Below are 21,792 nucleotides of genomic sequence, written 5' to 3' on the forward strand. Positions count from 1 at the left end.
ATAATGAACGTCAAGCCTGGAGATATTTATGATGTTTATTTCGGCTTCGAAGATCAACCGGGCGGAAAATTTCGCCCGGTTCTTATTGTGGAGATAGAACATAATATTGCTGCTGCCGTTGCAATCAAAATAACATCAAAAGGACCTAAAGCTCCTCCCACCATACATGATCAATATCGAATTGAGATTCAGTATTATTAGGAAGCGGGATTAACGAAAAAATCATGGGCAAGATGCGAAAAATTCAGGATATTTCCATTATCTGTATTTAATGAGACTAATAAATGTGGCACATTGCACCCTGATGACTTTGAAAGAGTTTACAGTGAATATTGTAAATTACGATTTTTTGAGTGATAGTATAAGTTGAAATCAGGCGTGTTGATTATCCAATAAAATCCAAAGGGTATAGAAAAAAGAGCACCTTTCCTGTAGAATGTGAGTAACGACACAAACAAACCCAGGGGGTGCTCTCTATGAACAAGCATACCACACTCCCGAATTTGATGCAAAAACTTGTTTCGGATGAAGAGATTCAACTGATTGTCGAAGCGGTTGGGGATCGTGATTCGTCTCGAACCTTTCCGTTGCGCGAGTGGATTCACTTCTTCCTGCTGGCCGCCATGCATCAATGGAAAAGCTTTCGCCATGGAGCTGACGTGGGGCTTCTGTATGGATTGCCGCGATTCCATTATTCCACAGTATCCAAGAAAGCGAAAGACGTTCCCTATGTCATCATGAAACGCTTGTTGGCGTTGATCATTTCCAAGTGCAGCCGCCAAACCCGCCGCTCGCTTCGGTTTCCCAAACCGCTTCGGGTGGTGGATTCGACGACCGTCACGGTCGGGAAAAACCGCCTCCCATGGGCTCCGTGTCACGGCGAACGCGCCGGAGTGAAGCTGCACGCCGCGTATTCGCCGGAATCCTCGCTGCCGGCAGACGTGGTGGAAACGACCGGACTGCGTCATGATGGCCCGGTGGGAGAACAGTTGACGAACCCTCAACAAGTGCTCGTGGAAGACCGGGCGTATGTCAAAATCGAACGCCTCGATCGATTTGTGGAGCAGCATCAGCTCTTTGTCATTCGGATGAAGGACAACATCGAACTTCATCAGAAAAAAAGCTTGAAACGCCTTTCCAGCACATCCTCATCGGTTCAAGCCGACTTCACGTGCCAGTTGGGGACGAAACAATGCCGCTCCACCAAGCGTCACCGGGTGGTGATCTTTCGAGATGCAAATGGCCGCGACATTCGGGTCGTGACGAACCTCTTCCATGCGTCTGCGGAAACCATTGCCGACATGCACCAACAACGTTGGACCGTTGAAGTCTTTTTCCGCTGGGTGAAGCAATATCTGAATGTCCCGACCTTGTTTGGCACGACGGAAAATGCGGTATACAACCAACTGTTTGCGGCGTTCATCGCGTATGTGTTGCTGCGATGGCTGTATGATCAAACCAAAAAACAGACGAACGTCTCTCTTTCCTTCATTTCGTTTGTTCGCCGTTTTTTCTCTGGGCAGCTTCCTCTCGATTGGAAATCCGGGATGGCCGCTGCTTTGTTTGAGTATGCCCAAATTTATGGAAGACGTATGTCTAATTTTGGATAATCAACACTCGTGTTGGAGCATATTCTTTGGAATGAGCTTGGCACACAGGAAGATTATCAAAGAGAATTCGGAGACACACCGATTACAAAGCTCGTCCGCCAAATCGTCGGCCTTGACCCGCAGGCCGCCAACGAAGCGTTTTCCGAATTTTTATCAAGCGAACGGTTGAACATCCAACAAAGCCGTTTTGTCAAATTGATCGTCGATTACTTTGTGAAAAATGGAGTCATGGACAAGCGGGTGCTGCAGGAAGAACCGTTTAAAACTGTCGGCAGCATTGTTGAACTCTTTCAAGACAACATGGATGACGCGCGGAAGATTATTAGCATTATCGATGAGATTAACCGAAATTCGGAAGAAATTGCGGGGGCGTGAGCGATGGGCGGCATCAACCGGGAAGAGGTTCTCGCGGGAATGGATCAATCGCTGGTTGTGATGGCACGGATGGAGATGCGCTGTCTTTCCTAGGGGCAGTGCACGATAAGGAGCGCTGAACGTGAGCATTTCGTCTCTCATTTTGCTTTTGTTGGTCATGTCGATCGTGTTGTTCGTGTATGGTGTTGTCCAAAAGAGCAAAGCCGCGAAACGGATCGCCTTTGGCCTCTTCGTCGCATCGGTCGGATTGGCGGGTTTTGTCGTGTTTCTCATCGGTTATATGTAACGGAAAGCCAAAGCCGAACACGCTGTTCTGTGTGTTCGGCTTTGCGTTTGCGGCGCTTCGGGAGGGAATCATTCGGAGAAGATGGGGCTCGTGCTTAAAGGCCTCAAGGACTGGGACCCTGCTGCAAGGGGAGGCGGCCGTTCAGGGCGGGTTCACCCGCCTTGCTTCATCTACCATTTTTTGGTTTGGTAGTTATTTTAAAAAAACAACGAAGAAAGTGATTCATTTTTTTGCACAAGGAAAAGTGTAGGGGATATAAAGAAAATGCAGAAAAGAATGATATATAAAAAAATTATTGAAGCAGAAGTGTGTAGTATTTATAATATTATTTGGTTATGTGTTATACAACAAAAGTAATCAGCTGGCATAGGAGGGATTGGATTGATTGAAAAGCTCGTGGAAACGGTGAACGGGTGGCTGTGGAGCCCTTTCTTAATTGCTTTTATTGTCTGTTGTGGTTTGTATTTTAGCATTCGCACCCGCTTCCTGCAAATCCGCCACGTGAAAGAGATGATCCGGCTTGTGACGACGGGGAAAAGCTCTGAGGCCGGGGTGTCTTCTTTCCAGGCGTTGACGATGTCGTTGTCCGGCCGCATCGGCGTCGGGAACGTGGCCGGGACGGCGACGGGGATTGCGTACGGGGGGCCGGGAGCGGTCTTTTGGATGTGGGTGATCACCTTTATCGGAGCGGCGACCGCGTATGTCGAGTCGACGCTGGCGCAAATTTATAAAGAGGAACAAGACGGACAATACCGCGGCGGTCCGGCGTTCTACATTGAAAAAGGCCTTGGCTGGAAATGGTTTGCGGTGGTGATCGCCGCGGCGATCATTCTCTCGATGGCGGTGCTGATGCCGGGAATTCAAGCAAACTCGATTGCCGACAGCTTTTCGAATGCGTTTGGCATTCCGAAATTGGTGACGGGAATTTTCGTGATCGCTGTTCTTGGCTTTACGATTTTTGGAGGAGTGAAGCGGATCGCCAAAACGGCGGAAATTGTCGTTCCGTTTATGGCGGTTGGCTATTTGTTGGTCGCGATTGCGATTATTGCGGTGAATATTGAGAAAGTCCCGGATGTGTTTGGCCTGATTTTCAAAAGCGCGTTTGGCGCTGATCAAGTGTTTGGTGGAATTCTTGGGTCGGCCGTGATGTGGGGGGTCAAACGCGGCCTTTATGCGAATGAAGCGGGGCAAGGGACGGGCGCCCACCCGGCAGCGGCGGCGGAAGTGTCCCACCCGGCCAAGCAGGGGCTTGTGCAGGCGTTTTCGATTTATTTGGACGTGTTCTTGGTCGTGACGGCGACGGCACTGATGATTTTGTTTACGGGTCAATACAATGTGATCAATGAAAAAACAGGCGAGCCGATTGTGGTTCATTTGAAAGGAGTGGAGCCGGGCGCAGGGTATACGCAAGCGGCGGTGGACACCCTCTTCCCGGGGTTTGGCTCGGCCTTTATCGCGATCGCTCTGTTCTTCTTCGCCTTTACCACGATGTACGCCTATTACTATATTGCTGAGACGAACCTCGCCTATCTTGTGCGCGGTGAAAAGAGGGGAACGGCCTTCTTTGCCTTGAAGCTCGTCTTTTTGGCGGCCACGTTCTATGGAACGGTCAAAACGGCGACGACGGCGTGGGCGATGGGCGATATCGGGCTTGGAATCATGGTTTGGCTCAACTTGATTGCGATCCTGTTGTTGTTTAAACCAGCCTATATGGCCTTGAAAGATTACGAAGAACAGCTGAAGCAAGGCAAAGATCCAGAGTTCAATGCGTCAAAATACGGAATCAAAAACGCGGCGTTCTGGGAAAATGGGTATAAGAAAGCCGGAGAAAAGAAAAAGGAAGCTTTATGATGATCGCCTTGTTGCAGCCATCCATGTCTAAGGTTCACCGTACGTTGGTGAGGTTGGTGGTGTTGAGAGCATACGGCGCGAAACCGATCGTTCCTGAAGCGGAGGAGTCTTGCCTCGTTTGATTTTGCTTTCCTAAAAAAACGTTTTGCTGTGAAGGTGAGGTGATTGTTCACCGGTCTTCTAGCAGTCAAGGGTGTCCCGTTGCTTTTGGGACACCCTTTTTCTATTACCATCGATTCACTAGGAGAGCGGTGATTTGCTAGTGCAACCGTTTCCTAGAATCGTTTCTTAAGTAGAGAAACCTGTCGCGTCGGTTTTGCTTTTCGCACGTTTCCCCATCAATCAAGGGAAACAACTGTTTTTCCATCAGCCTTCTAGAGACCCTTTTTCTATGAATTCCTTTTTCGGCGGTCATTCTTTTTTCTTCACCTGAAAGCGTCCCTTTTTACACAGAATGATGGCGTTTGCCCGCTCATACATCCAATAAATGGGATAGAGTGTGACGAGAAACACGATGATTGTTGGCACGTGTTCGACCACGGGCCAATAAGCTGCTGCAAACGCCTTGATTTGGACTGTCAGGAAAAGAAACAACGGGACGATGCCGGCTGCGGCCAGCAGCAAAAACGGCGTGATTCTCGTTTCTTTCAGCTTCACATCGCAATACGGGCATTTCATGGTCCAAGGCGAAGAAAAATGCATGACATCTTTAACAGTAATGGGATTCGTGCACTGCGGGCAAGAGATGAAAGGATCCATCTTCCCGTTCTCCTTCCTCTATAAGATGCAGCTGTTCGTCGTCATTGAAACCGCCTTTGCGCCCCCGTGAATCCATGCGATTTTTGTCATCATGATGACTCCTCATCCGCTTCCACCAAATGCTTGAGAGCCGCAAGCCGTTCATCCCAATACTGTTCAAAGAAGGAAAGCCATGTTTTCAATTCGGCGAAGGGTTCGGGATTGAATCTGTACCTCGTTTCGCGCCCGGCTTTTCGACGGCTCACTAAACCTGCTTCCGCTAGGATATGAAGGTGCTTGTTGACGGCTGTACGGCTGATCGGAAACGATTTGGCAATCGCGGCGATCGACAGCTCGTTGTCGGCCAGCAGCTGCAACATCTGGCGGCGAGTCGGATCGGCGATGGCGTGAAACACATCGTGTTTTGGCACGGAAACGGTCCGTTTATCCTTTGAGATATGCAGGAAGTTTTTGGTTGACAATGTTCTCCCACCCGTCATCCATAATCTTGCGAACGACTGTGTGAGGCTGCCCAAATTCGGTTGTTTTGTCCGCATCCCATCCGGAATGGATCAGGGTGAATTCTGTTTTTCCGTCTTCTAATGCTTTTAATTCAAACGTAAGGTGCCAATCCTTTCCCCAGTCAAACCCCAAGCGGTTAGGTGGATCGAGCTCTGTCACTTTGCATGGCGAATCGCCGAATGGCCCTGCGTGCAAAACAAACTGGTGACCTAAAATCGGCTCAAACGTATTGGGCATCCACCACGCCGCAATACCTTCGGAGGTCGCCACCGCTTTCCATACTTTTTCAATGGGGGCATTCAGCACAATCGTTTTGCGGATTTCCGGCAATGTTTGCTTGGTTTCCACAAGAACTCCTCCATTCACTGGATATGACACCAATAGGTTTCAAAATAAATATATCACCTTTTAGTGTTAAAAGCAAATGAAAACGAATGCAGCTCCCATCGATCGGGAATGATGTTCTGCCGTTTTCAATGAAAGTCGTTCCTTGTTATAATGAAAAACGTATGTTTCCGCCAAGCATAAGTCCGTTGCGACAAAGTGCACAATACACTCAAGAATGAAATAAGGCCGATTCATTTCGAAAAGGAGGGAAACCATTGGGCGGTGTGACGAAACATTCGTTTGTGGCAGAAGTTCATCAGTTGGATAAAAAAGGAATTGGACAAGCCGTCGTTTGGCGTGAAGAGGACGGAAAGAGAAAGAAGCTCAAACTCGCCATTCCGTCTACACTTCCCGGTGAGAAGGTGCGAGTCGTTGTCGATGAGCCAAAACGGCGCAGAGTTCAGGCGCGGTTGGAAGAAGTGATTGAGCCGCATCCGGAACGGCTTGCGCCTTCGTGTCCGCACTTTGACCGCTGTGGCGGCTGTGTCTGGCAGCACTGGCGCTATGAAGGGCAGCTGCGCCATAAAACGGAGCATGTCAAGACGCTCTTGAAAGAGCACGGATTTGACCCTGGCGTTGTCCGCGATACGATTGGCATGGAACATCCGTGGCATTACCGCAATAAAATGGAGTTTACGTTTTCTCCGGAAGGGTTGCTTGGACTGCACGAGCGAGGGAACTTCCGGCAAGTCATTTCGTTGGAGACATGCCTCATTGCCGGCGAGAAGATCGTCAAAGCGGCCATGGAGGTGGCGCGTTGGGCGCGCGATCATCAGCTGCCTGGTTATCACAAAGATACCCACGAAGGGCTGCTTCGCCACGTCATGGTGCGCGAGTCGTTTGCGACAGGAGAGGTGATGGTGGCGCTCTTTGCGACCGAGGCGCCGGAAGGGGATCTGAAAGAAGCGGCGGCCGATTTGACGGAGCGGATCACCAAAATGCTCCCGCAAGTGAAAAGTTTGCTTTGGCTCGAGAATCGGGCGTGGGCGGACCGCACCCAAGCGGAACAAACCCATGTGTTGGCCGGACGTGATTTCATTTACGATGAATTGTGCGGCTTCCGCTACCGCCTTTGGTTTGATACGTTTTTTCAAACAAACCCAGTGCAGGCGGCCAAATTGGTTGAACTGGCGTTGGAGATGGGCAAACCGCAGCCTCATGAAAACATGATCGACCTCTTTTGCGGAGTCGGGACGTTTTCCCTGCCATTTGCGAAACGGGTCAAAGCGTTAGCTGGCATTGAAATTGTTGAAACGTCGATTGAGTCGGCGAAGCGAAATGCGAAGGACAACGGCATTGATAATACGTACTTTTTGGCTCGGGATGCAAGACGCGGGATTGATGAAGTGTTGGAACAGTTCGGGCGGCCGGAGCTGCTGCTTTTGGATCCTCCACGTTCGGGGGCGGGCGGGAAGGTGATGCGCAAAATCGGCCGGGCGCGGCCGGAGCGGGTTGTGTATGTCTCGTGCAATCCGGAGACGTTTGCGTCAGACATTACGGAGCTAGTCTCGTTCGGCTATACATTGAAAACCGTCCAGCCGGTGGACATGTTTCCGCATACGGCCCATGTCGAGTGCTGTGCGTTGCTTGTTCGGGGATCATGATGGAAGGAATCCCGTTTCTCGGATAGGGAGAAACGGGATTTATTGCTTTTGCCATCCTTTTTTGAAACAAATAGAAATCATTTACAGGGATAGATGTGCAACCTATGCCCCACCTACAAACTTCAGAAGCGGAAGGAAAAAGATGGCGGACGGCCCTTTTCGTTTTTTCCGTCTAACTGTACTTCTGGATCGCATCTGCCAGTAATTGCGGCAATGCCGGGATGTCGCCTGTGCCGTATGTGAACCGGACAAACGTCTCGTCCATATCGAGCGCCTCTGCGAACAACCCAGAAAGTCCACGTGCCTTGCGGTCGATTTCCAGCAAGACTTCTACGCTGTTTTCAGACAAAAAGAAGATCGCTTCCAATTCATCAAGACAGCCTTTGAACGGTCCACTTGCCGGCTTGAATTCAAACTCTTGGACAAACGGCAACCGCCGTTGCCAATAGCGCGGCGATTGTTCGCACTGCACATGGTGGAGGCGGAATCCTAATTGGCGGGCTGCCTCGAGAAACGCGGCGACGAGCGGGTGCGGTTCGATGGCGAGATGGTCGCGGTCTTGCGGGTCGAGCGCCATTTTAATGTCAAGGCCGGTTTGCAGCCATACCCGCGAAGAGCCGAGCGTGACGGGCACGTCGTACGGCAAGGCGAATTGAAACGGGATCGTTTTCGTTTCGTTCGGCCCAATCGTCAGCGAGCCGCTTACTTTGTACCTTGCCAGCACCGCTTTTTCCTCGTGTTTCTTATCATCGATTTCTCGAAGGTAGGTCGTCACTAACGCTAAGTAAATTTCGTCGATATGCTGCTCGATGCTGCCGCCGCGAATGTCGACAACCCCTTCGACTGTTTCGCCTTGGACATATTGCGCTTTCGCTAATTTCGTATCAACAGTGGCTGCTCCGATGCCGATAGAACTTAACAGTTTTTTGAACAACAAGTTCTCCTCCTTGTCATCGATTTCAGTTGAGAATACGGAGCGCCTGGTGAAAAGGTTCCGTCCTTCTTAATTAAAAAGGCGGGAACGATACCGTCCCGCCAAGAGTCTGACGCCAAAGGGCGATGTTCAAGAAGCGAAACGCAATATATTGCTTTTTAACAATTATATACGGCAATCAAAAAAGGTGCCCCGATCTTTTTGGGACACCTTTCCTTTTTGTTTCGTTGTGTTAACGGATGCCGAGCGGATCGGTTTCTTCATCTGCAACGGTGCACGCTTCCGCCAAAGCGAGGTCGGCGGCGGCGTCTTCGGCAGTGACGAGGACGCGCCAGCTCGGGTTCTCGATCAAACGGCAAAAATCAAGAAAGCGCGTTTGGGCAATCGCTTCGTACCACCCGTGGCGGTCCGAGAGCACCACGGTGCGCTCGTACGGGATGCGCGGGGCGTCTGACCGTGGAACCGACGGCAACAGGCGGTTGGCCGCTTGCCTGACTTGTTCGATGGCGCGGGAGGACGGTTGTTTCGGAATGGCATCAAGCAAAGCGTCCATATGCGCTGCCTCATCGGTTGAGACGAGGCCGGAGACGGATAGCTGCGTCGGAATCCAGCCTTCAAGCACGATGCGCCCGCGTGCCGTATGAATGTCCCAGTGCGTCGATTCCGAAGCGGCGGGGTCCATCGTAAAGCCGTGGTAATAATGGACGGGGATGCGCCAGCCGTTGCTTTCATGAATCACCGTAGCGCCGACGCGCGGCCGTGTGCCGTCTGGTTCTCGCAACGCGAATCCGCGTGCGGAAGCCGCTTCGCCAAACCAGTCGCGTCCGACTTCAAAAAAGTGGACGCCGTGCTCGATCAGGATGCCGCCGCTTCGCCGCTCGTCCCAAAACCAATGGCCTTCCGCGACACGGTGAGCCGCGTTGTGAAGGCTTGCGTAGTCCACTGGGCCAAGAAACGCGCGGTGGATGAGTTGCTTGACGGCTTCTGCGAGCGGGTGGTAGCGAAGGACGAGATTGACCGCCAACGCCCGGTTTTGGCGGGCGGCGAGCTGGATGTTCGCCCGCAGCGCCTCGGCGGTGAGGCCGCCTGGCTTTTCAAGCAACACATGTTTGCCTTCCTCAAGCGCCCGCTTGGCAAGCGGGGCGTGCAAATGCGGCGGGGTGGTGAGAATGACGATGTCAACATGCGGGTCAACGATCAATTCTTCAGCTTCGCGGTATTCGCGCACGTCGCCCGCCTGTGCCTGACGGCGGCGATAGGCGTCGATGACGCGCTGGCGTTTTTCGTCCGTCCGCCCGGCGACAGCGGCGAGATGGAAGGAAGGAAGCGGGGCGAGCGCGCCGGCGAGAAATTCAGCGAATGCGCCGGCACCGGCAATGCCAACATGGTAACGGAAAGATGATGAAGAAATCATGGCGTATTCTCCTCCTCCCTCACATATATATAGCATTAACGATACTCATTATACCGCAAAGAAAAAGAAGAACGAGAAAATGAAAGTTTTGAAATTTGCAAGCATCAATCATTCCTCATCGACACCATCCGACAATTATTTCGCTTGCATAGAAGGAGGAATATTATGTATATTATTATTAGCAACCATCGCAGCCGAGTGCTAGCAATCTATGAACTACTTTCATTTTCTCGTTCATCCGTCAAAAAAGGTGTCTATTTTTGTGAAAAAAAGATATGGAGGGATGACGAAATGAAAGCATTGTTGCTGGCAGGAGGATTAGGTACGCGTCTTCGTCCATTGACCGAAAACATCCCCAAACCGATGGCCCCGATTGCGAACCGGCCATGGCTTGAACACCTCATCGTTCATCTTCGCGACCAAGGAGTCAACGAATTTGTCATCGCCGCACATCATTGTTCAGAAGTGATCCGTCGCTATTTCGAAGATGGGAAGCGCTGGAACGTCAAGATTACATACGCGCTCGAACCGTTCCCGCTCGGAACGGCTGGGGCGATCAAAAACGCCGAGCGCTGGCTGAAGGAACGGTTTCTCGTGTTTAACGCCGACATTGTGCATTTGCCGCAATTGATCCCGCTGCTTGATTTCCATCGTCAACATGGCGGTTTGGCGACGATTGTCTTAACGGAAGTAGACGATCCTTCTTCCTATGGGGTGGTCGAACAAGACGATCGTGGGCAAATTTTACGCTTTGTCGAAAAGCCGCGCCGCGAAGAAGCGCCATCGAACCGCATCAATGCCGGCATGTATATTTTCGAGCCGGACGTGATGCGTTATATTCCGGCTGAGCGGGAAGTGTCGATCGAGCGTGAAACATTCCCGCTGCTGATCGAGAAGAATGTCGGTGTATATGGCATCGTCAGCACCGGATACTGGCGTGATATGGGGACGCCGGCCCGCTACCGCCAAGTGCATTGGGATGCGTTGAGCCGGGAGTTTCCGATTCCGCTCAAAGGACGTGAAATTCAACCGGGCGTGTTTGTTGGTGAAAACGTGGAGATTGGGTCTGGCGTCTTGTTTGTGCCGCCTGTGCTCATCGGCGACCACGTGAAAATCGGTCCGCAGGCTGTCATTGGCCCAAATGCGGTCATCGGCGACCGCTGCCAAATTGGCGCCCGCGTCCATTGCGCGCAGACAATCGTTTGGGACCGCTCTGTCATTCGTGACCGCAGCCGTTTGCAAAACAGCATTTTCGGCTATCGGACGGTGACGCCGGCGGGAGAAGTGTTCGAAGATTCGATTATTAATCAGTTCAAGGAGGCGGTGCAAGCATGATTCGAATTGCCTACGTCAGCACGTACCCGCCGCGGCGGTGCGGGCTGGCGACGTTTACGGAACATTTGCGACAAAGCATTGACGGCGTCCGGGGCCCGTCCGACGGCGACCGCGTCATCGTGTTGTACAACGAAAGCGACGGCGATGACGCCTATCGCCACAACCCGGCGTATTGGCCGCTTCCGGCGCAAAACCGCGCGGCGTATGCCGAGATGGCCAAAAGGGTGAATGAAAGCGACATCGACGTCGTTTTATTGCAGCATGAGTTCGGCATTTTCGGCGGCGAGGCGGGCGAATACATTCTTGATTTCATCGCCGCGCTCAACAAGCCGCTCGTAACGACGTTCCATACGGTGTTTGCCGACCCGCCGTTGCCGTATCGCCCGATTCAAGAGAAAATCGCGGCGGCAAGCGATGCGATCATCGTCATGAACCGGCAGGCGATTCCGTATTTGGTCAAAGCGTTTGGCCTGCCGGAAGAAAAAATTGTCTACATTCCGCACGGTGCTCCAGGCCCAAGCAGCGAAAATCGCGATTCGCTTCGCCGACGCCTCGGATTCAGCGGCCGCAAAGTGATGTTGACGTTTGGGCTGCTCAGCCGCGGCAAAGGGATTGAATCGGTCTTGGCCGCATTGCCGGGCGTTGTGCGCAAGGTGCCGGAAGCGCTGTATGTCATTGCCGGACAGACGCACCCAGAAGTGAAAAAGAGGGAAGGAGAAGCATATCGCGAGGAGTTGAAATCGCTCATTCACCGTTTAGGGCTTGAGCTCCATGTCTACATGGAAGATCGGTATTTCAGCGAAGAGGAATTGATCGATTATTTGACGGCGTGCGATCTATACGTCACCCCGTACCCGGGCATGCAGCAAATCACAAGCGGCACGCTTGCCTATGCGGTCGGCGTCGGCCGTCCGGTCGTTTCGACGCCGTATGAGCATGCGCGCGATTTGTTGCAAGGTTGTGAAGAGCTGTTGTTGCCGTATGGCGATACGACCGCCTGGGAAGAGCGGCTCGGGCAGCTGTTGGCCGACGAGGCGGCGCTGAAGCGATGGGAGGAAAAGGTGCGCCAAATCGGGGCAAACACGCATTGGCCGCGCGTCGGCGAACAGCATGTCGCCTTGTTTGCGCGCATGTGCGACGCGAAACGTGGGGAGGTGAAGACCATTGGCACCGTCAGTCATTAAGTTCGACCATCTCGAGCGCATGACTGACGACACCGGATTGCTTGAGCATAGCCTTGGCCGCATCCCGCGCCGTCGCGAGGGTTATTCGACCGATGACAACGCCCGCGCCATCTGGGCGTGCCTGGAATGGATGGCGCTATGTGAAGACAAAGGAGAGAAAGAGCGGCTGCACCGTTTGCTTGACCGGTATTTGGCGTTTTTGCTTTGGGCGCAAAACGATGATGGCACGTTCCATAACAACTTTTTCTTCGATCGGACAAAAGAAGAGGAAACGCCGTCAGACGACTGCTTCGGGCGGTCGTTTTGGGCGACGGCGTTGGCTTACGTTCGCCTCAGCGATCCGGCGCGGCGCGAGGCGGCAGCAGATATGTTGCGGCGGGCCATGCCGGCGGCTTGGGAGCTTCGTTCGCTGCGCGGCGTCGCCTGGGGGGTGGCCACTTGCGGCGTCTTATTGACAGAAGGACGCCCGCTTGGCGTCGATCAAGAGGAAGTGGCAGCTTTGGCTGCACGGCTTGAGCAGCGGCTGCTTGCGGCGTATTGGGAGCATGCTGGCGACGATTGGTATTGGTATGAGCCGGAGTTGACGTACGCCAACGGGGTGCTGCCGTGGGCGCTTTGGACGGCATATCGGCGCGCGCCTCGGGATGAGGTGAAGGAAGTGGCGGAAAAAAGCCTTGCTTTCCTTATTGAAAAAATGAGCGGACCGGGAGGTGTCATCCGTCCGGTCGGCAACCGCGGCTGGTGCAGCCGCCGCTACCGCGCCGATTGGGATCAACAGCCGCTTGATGTGATGAAGCTCGCTTTGGCGGCGCGCGAAGCGTATTGGGCAACGGACGACGAGCGTTATCGCGGCGTCGTCCGCCGCTGCCTCGCTTGGTTTTACGGACAAAACGACGGCAACGCGCCGCTTGCCGACCCAAGCGACGGCAGTTGCTGCGACGGGCTTGGCCCGAACGGCCCGAACCCGAATCGGGGGGCGGAGTCAACATTGTCGTACTTGTTAACAGCAGCAATCGCTCAATCGATTTCGGTGGAGGTGGTTGTCGATGAATACGTCAACAACGAAACCGTTCGCATGGCCGGCACACGTGTTTAAAGAATACGACATCCGCGGACGAGCCGGAGAGGAGCTCGATGAGTCGTTCGCGTATTGGCTCGGACGGGCCTTTGCCGACATGATGCAAAAGGAAGGCGAGAAGAGGGCGGTTGTCGGTCATGACAATCGTCTATCATCGCCTGGCTTGCATCGGGCGCTCAAAGATGGGCTGCTCGATGGCGGCTGCGATGTCGTCGATATTGGGCTTTCGACGACGCCGATGTTTTACTACAGCTTATACTACACGAACATTCCATGCGGCATGATCATCACCGCCAGCCATAACCCAGGGGATGAGAACGGATTTAAAATCGCCATGGGAAAAACGACAATTTATGGCGAGCGCATCCAAGCGTTGCGGCGGGCGATGGAGCGGCTCAGCCAGGAACAGCCGCGGCCTGAAACAGCGCGCGGGCGCGAGGAAACGTTGGACCTTGCTCCGGCATATATCAAGATGTTGAAGGAGAAAATCCAACTCGGTCCGCGCAAGCTGAAGGTCGTCGTCGACTGCGGCAACGGCACCCCATCGATCATTGCGCCACAAGTGCTCAAAGAGTGGGGATGCGATGTCGTCCCGCTTTACTGTGAATCCGATCCAACGTTTCCGAACCATCATCCGGACCCGGTCGTGCCGGAGAACTTAACGGCCTTGATTGAGATGGTGCGCAAGGAGCAGGCTGATCTTGGCATCGCGTTTGACGGCGACGGTGATCGGATCGGGGTTGTGGATGAAACGGGTGCGATCCGTTGGGGCGACCAACTGATGGTGCTGTTCTGGCGCGAGATTCTTAAGCGCTATCCGGGAGCCGACGCGCCCGTTGAAGTGAAATGTTCGCAAGCGCTTGTTGAGGAAATTGAGCGGCTCGGCGGGAAACCGTTCTTCCATCGCACCGGCCATTCGCACGTCAAAGCGACGTTGCGCCGTCGTCCGGAGATCCCGTTTGCTGGTGAAATGTCTGGCCATTTGTTCTTCAATGATGAGTTTTACGGCTATGACGATGCACTGTACGCCGCTGGGCGCCTGCTTCGATTACTGTCGCACGATGAGCGCCCGTTGTCCGAGTGGTTTGCCGATGTGCCGCGGTACGCGGCGACGCCGGAGACGCGAGTTGCTTGTCCGGAAGAGAAAAAACCAGCTGCCATTGCTGCGGTGAAAAACCGGTTCGCTGGCCGCTATCCGGTTGTTGACGTCGATGGCGCCCGCATCCAGTTCCCGGAAGGCTGGGGGTTGGTGCGGCCGTCGAACACGCAGCCGATTCTCGTCTTACGCGCAGAAGCGAAGACGGAGGAAGCGCTGGCGGAGATTAAGCGGCAACTGGCTGATTGTCTCCATGCTCTTGAATTGTGCATCGATTGGTGATGTTCATTTCCAAGCTGCCCGAAATGCTTGGGCCTGTTCTTGATGGTGCGCTCTGTTTGGCGCAAAAACTCTTTTCCGGCGCGGCGCCCGCTATCTCGTGCGGACCGCCGGCGCCGGTTTGTTTTTGCTGTCGCAGGGGGTTAAAGCTTGATTTCTTGCCAGTTATTTGTCCATAATAGATAGGGGTAAAAACGAGTTGTAGGAGAGTTGAAGGCGTGGTGATCCGTGAATCGTTGCAATATATTCAAGATGCATACGCGGCATTGACGGAGTTGAGCATGCTTATCGTCGATGATCACGGCGCTCCCGTGACGAAAGTATCGAATATGACCGAGCTGGCGGAGCTCGTTTTGTTTGCAGCTGAAAGGGAAGCGCCATCGTTTTTCTGCCCGCGAGAACTTGTTATTGACGGATGGCAGCGTCCATCGGTCGTACCGGTCGGGCGTTTTGGCATGAAAAGCATCGTCGCTCCCGTGTTTATCGATGAGAAGGCGGAATATTGGATTTGGGCGGGCGTGTTTATCGAGGAAGAGACGAAATGGCTCATTTGCGAACAGCCGCTGGCAGCCGGCGGAAAGTGGGTGTCAGCCATCGAACGATCGGTGGCGCTGCCGGCGCGGGCAGTCGAAGCGAAGTTAAAAGATATAGAAAAGATGGCGGTCATATGCGGGGAATTAATCAGCGGCGAGCGCCGCAAGCAGCAATGCTGTGAATACGGAAAACGGCTCGAAGCAGTGGTCACGGACAGCTCCGCCCTAGCGGACGTGGATAAGCTGCTTTTTGAGTTGCGGGCGTTCGATGAACGCGTCGATATGGCGTTGTATATCGCCAAGTGTCCGCAAGGATGGATGGTGGCGGCGGCAAGCGGGGAAAAGGCCGGAAAGCTGCGCGGCAAGATGATCGATGCGTTGTTTCCGCCGCTTTCGTCTTCGAAGCCGCCGCTTCGTTCGGTTTACGTTCAAGATGCCGCTTTGGATCCACGCTTTTCCTTTTTTGTCCGCCATGGCATCCGCCCGAAAGCGATGATTGCGTATCCGGCGATGTACGGGAAAACAATGGAAGGATGGGTCATGATCGGCAGCGAGGCGGCCTCTTCACTGCCAGCGGCGCTTCGTTCGGTCGGCTCCGCCCTCGTTCAACATTGGCTGCTTCTGGCTAAATGTACAGAGGCCGATATGAAAATGGACCGCCATTTGATGCGCCTTTCGATGTTGATGGAAATTGGACGGGCCATGCGTATGGTGCAGAATGAGGAAGAAATCATCCGGATGATGGCCGAATTCGCCGCGGAGTTTGCTTACGGGGATTTCGTCTGTGTGGTATGGTCTAGCGATGGCCAAACAGCCGTTGTCCACGAAGGAGCGATGGACGTAGAAATGGCCGTTCGTTATCGGGATGATGTCTGCCGTCGCTATGGCTGTCACGGCGAGAAGGCGAAAAGCGAGGTGCCGGCGTTGCTTGATGTCGAGGGCAAATCGGTGATGGAAGTGCCGTTTTTCGTCGGCGATGGCCGCTATGGCGTTCTCGCCGTTCATATAAAGAAAGGAAGGGAAGCGAAAGAGGCGGAAGTGTATATGACGGCGCTGGCCGCGATTGGTGCGATGATGATTAGCGGCAAGGCCCACGGTGGGAATGATGGGACGGTCAATATCGACATGCTGTCCGAGCAGTTGACAGCCCGGGAGATGGATGTATTGGAGCTGCTCATTCAAGGCTGCAGCAACCGCGAAATTTCAGAACGGTTGTTCATTAGCGTCCATACCGTGAAAAATCATATTACGAACATTTTTCAAAAAATTGGCGTCAATGACCGGTCGCAGTTGATCGCCCTTGTGTATCAACTAAACCACCGCCGGCAGCGCTGCTAAGGGGACATCATTGGACGATGGGTGCCATGATGTCTTTTTTTTTTTTGGATGTAGGAAATTGGAATGAACCCCATTTTGTATTATAATGAGTTGTAGTAAATAAGAACTATTTTTCGATAGATGGAACAATAAAGGAGAAAAATAGCATTCGAATCCGTTTTCCCCAGCGCTGGAACGTGGGATAGTGGAAAAGCTGCCATGTTGCTTTGGCCGGCGCATAAGCATAACAAGGATAGGGGAATGCCGATGAAGCCCAAGGCCATGATCCGAACGATGGCGATCGTGAAAACGGCGGACATTTTAAAAGCGATGGACATTACCGAGGAACTGGCGAAGAGAATGGGGTTTTTGCCGCGCGATTGCCTTTTTCTTCGGCTCGCGACAGAGGAAGCGTGCACGAATGCGTATGAATATTGTCAAAAAACGAGAAAACTGCCATTTAGGATATTTTGGAAAATTGATGCGAGACAGTTTATGATCATTGTCAAACAGCGAGGAGGATGCTTCTCCGTAGCCCAAACTGATGTCGTCAACACTGGGCCGCGCGGCAGGGGGCTGCAGCTGATCACCCATATCGTCGACGATGTATACGTGAAGCAAGCGGGAAACAACGTCTTGTTTTGCATGTGCAAATGCAAAAAAAAAGAGTGACTATTGGAGGAAACAAGATGGAGACAAAACAAGGGGCAATTTGCACGCTGACATGGGCAGAAGATATTACCTTAAACAATGTCGAATCGTTCCGTCAAGCGCTGGAAAAGTTGCTGGACAAACAGGCGGATCAATTGATCGTCAACATGGAGGGGGTCAAATACATTAACAGCGCCGGACTCGGGGTCATCGCTGACAGCGTCATGGCGGCGAGAGCCCGACAAAAAGAGTTGGTCATTGCCGGAGTGGAAGGGTCGCTTGCAGAAATTTTCCATATCGTCAAATTTTCTTCGTTTATCAAACTATTTGCCACAGAGAAGGAAGCCATGGATTATTTCAGTGGAGAATGACGTTCTATGGTGGATGGGTTTTGGGAACATGTTCAACGTTATGACCACCTCGCGTGGCGAGAGTTGCTTCTCGGCTTGGAAAAAATGAATGTATTCGTTGGGCCGGGCGATTATGTGTATTGGCTCGCAGCGCCGGAACAAAGGCGGCTCTTGTTCATTTCGTCATCATGCGAGCAGCTGTACGGCCTGCCTCCGGACGACTTTTACCGCGATCAAGACATATGGGCAAAAGTGTCCTACCCGGATGACCGCGCCAAGGCGGAAAGAAAATGGTCGCTTCTTTCGGGGGCGGATGCGGGTGCCCAAACGTATCGCATCATCAATCAGCGGGATGGCTCCGTCCGCTGGGTGCTTGAACGGACGTTTCCTGTGCTTGGCCAATTCGGGGAAGTGAGGCTCGTCAGCGGAGTTGTCGCTGATCTGACAGAAGCAAAGCGAAACGAGAATGAACGGCAGCTCGCTGAGCAAGTGTACAAAGCGATGGAACAGGCGATGCTCGTAACCGATGGCCAGTTTGTCGTTCAGTTTGTCAATCCGGCGTTCACAAAAATCACTGGCCATGGTGTAGAGATTGTCGGTCAGCCGCTGCATGCGCTTTACGCGGGTTATTACGAGGCCTGGCTTTATGAGGTGATTCAAGCGGGAACTGGGGAAAGTGGAGAATGGAGGGGGTGGGTGCGCTGGCGGCGGAAAAACGGTTCGGTCTATGTCAGGCAGACGACGGTGCGGGCTGTGCCCGGCCATGATGGAGGAATCGCTTTTTACTTGTTTTTATTTGCCGGTCCAACTTATGAGAACCCATACATCGCAGCGATGAAAGATGACTTGCGGCTGGCCCGCGAGGTGCAAAAGCGCGTGTTGAGCAAGCCGTTGTCGGCCAAAGGAATCCAGATTGCCGGAACGTACATCCCATCGCGGGAGCTGGGGGGCGATATGTACGCCTGGTATCCGATCGACAAACAGCGGTACGGCATTTTTTTAATGGATGTGATGGGTCATGGGGCAGCGGCTTCACTCATTTGCATGTCGGTCCGCTCGCTCTTAAACGGCGTCATCCGCAAAGGGATCGTTCCGCCGGAAGTGTTTCGCGAGTTGAACCGCCATATGCGCCAGTTGTACCATGAAAACGGGCGGATGACGTATTATTTCACCGCCGTGTATGTTCTTGTGGATGTCAAGGAACGGATGATTGAATATGCATCAGCCGGCCATCCGCCGGGGTTTTTGTTCCAACCGGACGGAACGGTGGCGGAGTTGGACCGCGGCTGCGCGCCGATCGGGTTGCTTCCGCGCCTTTTTGTCGACAGCGGCCGGTTGCGCTACGAGCCGGGGGCGACGCTTGTGTTGTATTCCGACGGGGCGATTGAAGGGGGGACGGGATCCGTTCGGCAAAAGATTGAAGCGTTCCGCGATGCGCTAACGCCGCATATTTTATTGGACGAGCAGGTGCTTTTGGACCATCTGCGCCGCCATTTTGCGCAAAAAGGGCCGCTTCCGGACGATTTTTCGGCGGTGGTGGCCAAGCTTGGCTAAACGAGGGGAAAAGCCGCCTATATCGGATGATCGATCCGCTTCACAAGCTGCTTTTTCTTTATGTATGAAACGGCACGGCAGCCAACTGTGTCTCGGTTGCAAAAATGGCCTTTTGGGCTATCTTTTTTACGGATCGTGAAAAGACGCATTCACTCCTGCCGCCCAATAATGGCGGCAAACACCAAACTATAGTATAGATTCCTTTCCACAATTCAGGTTAAAATAAAGACAATTACGCTGTTGATTGCGAATACAATATAGAAAAGGCAACAGGAGGGAAGACATATGGCGGTGACGAATCCGGCTGGATTTTGGAAGCGGCTGTTGGCTAACTTGTTGGATGCGATTGTCGTTGGCATTCCGATTTCGATCATCGGCTATTTCATCACTGGCAGTTGGGAAACGAACTGGTTTACGTCATTAGCGAACATCCTTTACGCGTTAATCGTTCCGGCTGTTTGGTACGGATATACGGTCGGCAAGCGGATGCTTGGCATCCGGATTGCGAAAGTCAACGGCGGAAAAGTTGGGGTCGGCACGATGTTTTTGCGCTCGTTCGTTGGCGGACTCGTATACTTTATCACGTTTGGCATTGGTCTCATTATTAGTGCGATTATGGTAGCTGCAAGAGAAGACAAACGGTCGATTCACGATTTTATCGCTGGGACGTATGTGACAACGGAAAAACCGACGGTGTAAAGCAGAAAACAGCAGGGGGTGTCCCAAGAGGGTCGGGACGCCTTTTCTTATCTTTCGTGACGGATCATCAACGATCAAAAGAATGACGCTTTTGAGTGGGGCCTTGTTGTTTTTTAGAAGGCCGGTGAAAAAAGGCTGTCGCACGCCAATCAGCGGCATTTCTCCAAAAAATGAAAGTTGATTTCTCAATGTTTCTCAAATGAAAAAACGACCGGGATCAGCCGCGTTTTTCACTAAATCATCAGCCCTTTAGAGGGCTGGTGAAAAACGACCGATTTCGCCGAACCCGTTGCTTTCGGCTGAAAGAGAAGCGTTGATTTTACAGGACTTCTCAATTTGAGAAGAGATTCCGTTTTCCGCGGCTTTTCACTAAATCACCAGCCTTTTAGAAGGCTGGCGATTTAAGAGGGAATATTGCTCTTCAACACTGTTGTTCAAATTGAAAAGTCTTGCGGCGCCACAACTTAATTCCTTGCGATTTCTCCCAAACCGAGCGAATCCGTTGTTTTTCACCAGCCTTTTAGACTAGAAAATCTTTGCAAATCCACACATTCATGATTATGGCCAGGAAGGAAAATGAATGATCATTCACGAATCTATTTAAGCGGTGAAGATAAAGAAAAGACGATTGCATAATGGAAAAGGAGGAGAACGACTTTGTCTTTATCCAGTTATATTATCCGCACAATGTTCGTTGTCATTCCTGGCACAGCGGCGATCGGCATGGCCACATGCCTGGTCAACGGCATTCGCGGGGCGGCATTTTGGTGGACGCTTGTTGCTACGGTGCTGTTTGGCGCGATGCTCGGCTTCGTTTCGGCAACGCTCAACTATCGACGGTTTGTTGCCCCGATTGCCGTTATTAACGAACATTTAGGCAAGATGACAGGCGGAGATTTGACGGTGCGCATACCGCTTGATCGCGTGCAGCAGCTGCGGCCGATTGCGGCGTCGTTAAACGATATGGCAGACGCTTGGCAAAGTGTGATGGGGCAAGTCCAACATCATGCCGAAGAAGTAGCGCAATATTCTCAGCAGCTTGCCGCCGTCGCCGAACAGACGACGAAAGCGACAGAGCAAATTGCGACAACGATGGAAACGCTTGCGGCAAGTGCGGAGGAGCAGGCCGATGCTGTCCGCACCACCGCCGCGTCCGTGCATGATATTTCCCAAACATTGAGCGACGTCGCTTTCCATACGAAAGAAGTGGCGCACCGCGCCGAGAAAACGTCGGCGAAAGCAGAGGACGGCAAGCAGTCAATCGGACAAATGTCCGAGCAAATGCAGTTCATTTACGATCATGTGCAAACGCTCGGCCAGGTGGTGAAAGGGCTTGGGGAGCGCTCCAACGAGATTGGACAGATTACGGAAGCGATCACCGGCATTGCGTCGCAGACGAATTTGTTGGCGCTCAATGCGGCGATCGAAGCGGCGCGCGCCGGCGAGCAAGGGAAAGGGTTTGCGGTTGTCGCGGACGAAGTGAGGAAGCTCGCAGAACAATCAGCGCGCTCAGCGCAACAAATTTCCGAGCTGATCGGTTACATTCAAGAAGAAACGAAGCGGGCAGTTGCGTCTGCCGAACAGGTGATCGCCGAAGTGGCGAAAGGATTGAACGTTGCGGCGGCATGCGGCCAATCATTTGCCCATATCCGCGAGGAGGTCGGCCAAGTGAGCAAACAAATTGGACAAGTATCGTCCGCCATCGAGCAAATGACGGAGCATGCTCGTCAAGTGAACGACGCACTCCAACAGATGACCAATATTGTCGAACAGTCAGCGTCTGGTGCGGCCAACGTATCGGCAGCGACCCAGGAACAAATGGCTTCCGTCGAGGAAATCGCCTCTTCGTCGACATCGCTCGGTCAGATGGCGGACGAGATGCGGGCAATGCTGAAGAAATTTTCTGTGTGAGTGAGGAAAAGGACGCTTTCTTCGAGAAAGAGGGGCTTTCAAACGACGTGTGGGAGTCAACGTTTGGAATAAAATGGTTTGCAT

At 52.8% G+C, this 21,792-nt stretch carries 20 protein-coding genes and 1 pseudogene; 16 read left to right on the forward strand and 5 right to left on the reverse strand.

Annotation, left to right across the window (positions count from 1 at the left end; genetic code table 11):
* The first annotated feature begins 3 nt into the window (after positions 1 to 3).
* The 5 genes and pseudogenes from GT3570_RS18940 (at position 4) to GT3570_RS01760 (ending at position 4,122) form a co-directional block, all read left to right on the forward strand.
* Complete coding sequence (locus tag GT3570_RS18940) at positions 4 to 201, forward strand: hypothetical protein (protein ID WP_227016103.1); 198 nt, start codon at positions 4 to 6, stop codon at positions 199 to 201.
* Positions 202 to 476: 275 nt separating this feature from the next.
* The gene (locus GT3570_RS01750) at positions 477 to 1,610 is read left to right on the forward strand and encodes an IS4 family transposase (RefSeq protein WP_062898349.1); all 1,134 of its coding nucleotides are present in this window, start codon (positions 477 to 479) and stop codon (positions 1,608 to 1,610) included.
* Between the two features lie 12 nt (positions 1,611 to 1,622).
* Positions 1,623 to 1,985: pseudogene (locus GT3570_RS01755) on the forward strand (type I restriction-modification enzyme R subunit C-terminal domain-containing protein); the annotation flags it as partial.
* Between the two features lie 121 nt (positions 1,986 to 2,106).
* Positions 2,107 to 2,271, forward strand: coding sequence for a hypothetical protein (locus tag GT3570_RS18640; RefSeq protein WP_015373875.1), 165 nt, complete (start codon positions 2,107 to 2,109; stop codon positions 2,269 to 2,271).
* A gap of 381 nt (positions 2,272 to 2,652) precedes the next feature.
* Entirely contained in the window at positions 2,653 to 4,122 is a 1,470-nt protein-coding gene (locus tag GT3570_RS01760; protein WP_062898351.1) for an alanine/glycine:cation symporter family protein, read from the forward strand.
* Positions 4,123 to 4,533: 411 nt separating this feature from the next.
* Here the strand turns inward: GT3570_RS01760 and GT3570_RS01765 are convergent, their stop codons facing one another.
* The 3 genes from GT3570_RS01765 to GT3570_RS01775 form a co-directional block, all read right to left on the reverse strand.
* Entirely contained in the window at positions 4,534 to 4,881 is a 348-nt protein-coding gene (locus tag GT3570_RS01765; protein ID WP_023633795.1) for a hypothetical protein, read from the reverse strand.
* An 89-nt stretch (positions 4,882 to 4,970) separates the two neighbouring features.
* Positions 4,971 to 5,342 (reverse strand): ArsR/SmtB family transcription factor, encoded by a 372-nt coding sequence (locus tag GT3570_RS01770; protein WP_062898352.1) that lies wholly within the window; start codon positions 5,340 to 5,342, stop codon positions 4,971 to 4,973.
* The gene (locus GT3570_RS01775) at positions 5,305 to 5,730 is read right to left on the reverse strand and encodes an SRPBCC family protein (protein ID WP_013522911.1); all 426 of its coding nucleotides are present in this window, start codon (positions 5,728 to 5,730) and stop codon (positions 5,305 to 5,307) included. Before GT3570_RS01775 ends, GT3570_RS01770 begins: the two co-directional genes overlap by 38 nt.
* A 254-nt stretch (positions 5,731 to 5,984) precedes the next feature.
* Between GT3570_RS01775 and rlmD the strand changes: the two genes are divergently transcribed.
* Positions 5,985 to 7,373 (forward strand): 23S rRNA (uracil(1939)-C(5))-methyltransferase RlmD, encoded by a 1,389-nt coding sequence (rlmD, locus tag GT3570_RS01780; protein WP_023633793.1) that lies wholly within the window; start codon positions 5,985 to 5,987, stop codon positions 7,371 to 7,373.
* A 172-nt stretch (positions 7,374 to 7,545) separates the two neighbouring features.
* Here the strand turns inward: rlmD and GT3570_RS01785 are convergent, their stop codons facing one another.
* Entirely contained in the window at positions 7,546 to 8,310 is a 765-nt protein-coding gene (locus tag GT3570_RS01785) for a sporulation protein (RefSeq protein ID WP_208854676.1), read from the reverse strand.
* 229 nt (positions 8,311 to 8,539) lie between these two features.
* Complete coding sequence (locus GT3570_RS01790) at positions 8,540 to 9,721, reverse strand: Gfo/Idh/MocA family protein (RefSeq protein ID WP_011229863.1); 1,182 nt, start codon at positions 9,719 to 9,721, stop codon at positions 8,540 to 8,542.
* 291 nt (positions 9,722 to 10,012) lie between these two features.
* Between GT3570_RS01790 and GT3570_RS01795 the strand changes: the two genes are divergently transcribed.
* The 10 genes from GT3570_RS01795 (at position 10,013) to GT3570_RS01840 (ending at position 21,708) form a co-directional block, all read left to right on the forward strand.
* The gene (locus GT3570_RS01795) at positions 10,013 to 11,056 is read left to right on the forward strand and encodes a nucleotidyltransferase family protein (RefSeq protein WP_011229864.1); all 1,044 of its coding nucleotides are present in this window, start codon (positions 10,013 to 10,015) and stop codon (positions 11,054 to 11,056) included.
* On the forward strand, positions 11,053 to 12,240 hold the full coding sequence (locus GT3570_RS01800) for a glycosyltransferase family 4 protein (protein WP_011229865.1): 1,188 nt from the start codon (positions 11,053 to 11,055) through the stop codon (positions 12,238 to 12,240). Before GT3570_RS01795 ends, GT3570_RS01800 begins: the two co-directional genes overlap by 4 nt.
* Positions 12,221 to 13,336: a hypothetical protein gene (locus GT3570_RS01805; protein ID WP_011229866.1), complete on the forward strand. Its 1,116-nt coding sequence runs from the start codon at positions 12,221 to 12,223 to the stop codon at positions 13,334 to 13,336. Before GT3570_RS01800 ends, GT3570_RS01805 begins: the two co-directional genes overlap by 20 nt.
* Complete coding sequence (locus GT3570_RS01810) at positions 13,287 to 14,696, forward strand: phosphomannomutase/phosphoglucomutase (RefSeq protein ID WP_033007774.1); 1,410 nt, start codon at positions 13,287 to 13,289, stop codon at positions 14,694 to 14,696. Before GT3570_RS01805 ends, GT3570_RS01810 begins: the two co-directional genes overlap by 50 nt.
* A 215-nt stretch (positions 14,697 to 14,911) precedes the next feature.
* Positions 14,912 to 16,564, forward strand: coding sequence for a helix-turn-helix domain-containing protein (locus GT3570_RS01815; RefSeq protein WP_062898354.1), 1,653 nt, complete (start codon positions 14,912 to 14,914; stop codon positions 16,562 to 16,564).
* Between the two features lie 246 nt (positions 16,565 to 16,810).
* Positions 16,811 to 17,215 (forward strand): ATP-binding protein, encoded by a 405-nt coding sequence (locus GT3570_RS01820; RefSeq protein WP_031212548.1) that lies wholly within the window; start codon positions 16,811 to 16,813, stop codon positions 17,213 to 17,215.
* A gap of 17 nt (positions 17,216 to 17,232) precedes the next feature.
* The gene (locus GT3570_RS01825) at positions 17,233 to 17,565 is read left to right on the forward strand and encodes an STAS domain-containing protein (RefSeq protein WP_011229870.1); all 333 of its coding nucleotides are present in this window, start codon (positions 17,233 to 17,235) and stop codon (positions 17,563 to 17,565) included.
* Positions 17,566 to 17,571: 6 nt separating this feature from the next.
* Positions 17,572 to 19,098: a PP2C family protein-serine/threonine phosphatase gene (locus tag GT3570_RS01830; RefSeq protein WP_062898355.1), complete on the forward strand. Its 1,527-nt coding sequence runs from the start codon at positions 17,572 to 17,574 to the stop codon at positions 19,096 to 19,098.
* A gap of 285 nt (positions 19,099 to 19,383) precedes the next feature.
* Positions 19,384 to 19,797: an RDD family protein gene (locus GT3570_RS01835; protein ID WP_011229872.1), complete on the forward strand. Its 414-nt coding sequence runs from the start codon at positions 19,384 to 19,386 to the stop codon at positions 19,795 to 19,797.
* 657 nt (positions 19,798 to 20,454) lie between these two features.
* Positions 20,455 to 21,708 carry a methyl-accepting chemotaxis protein gene (locus tag GT3570_RS01840; protein ID WP_062898356.1) on the forward strand — a complete coding sequence of 418 codons (1,254 nt, stop codon included), beginning with the start codon at positions 20,455 to 20,457 and terminating at the stop codon, positions 21,706 to 21,708.
* The last annotated feature ends 84 nt before the right edge of the window (positions 21,709 to 21,792 follow it).

This window comes from Geobacillus thermoleovorans (assembly GCF_001610955.1).
GTDB lineage: Bacteria > Bacillota > Bacilli > Bacillales > Anoxybacillaceae > Geobacillus > Geobacillus thermoleovorans.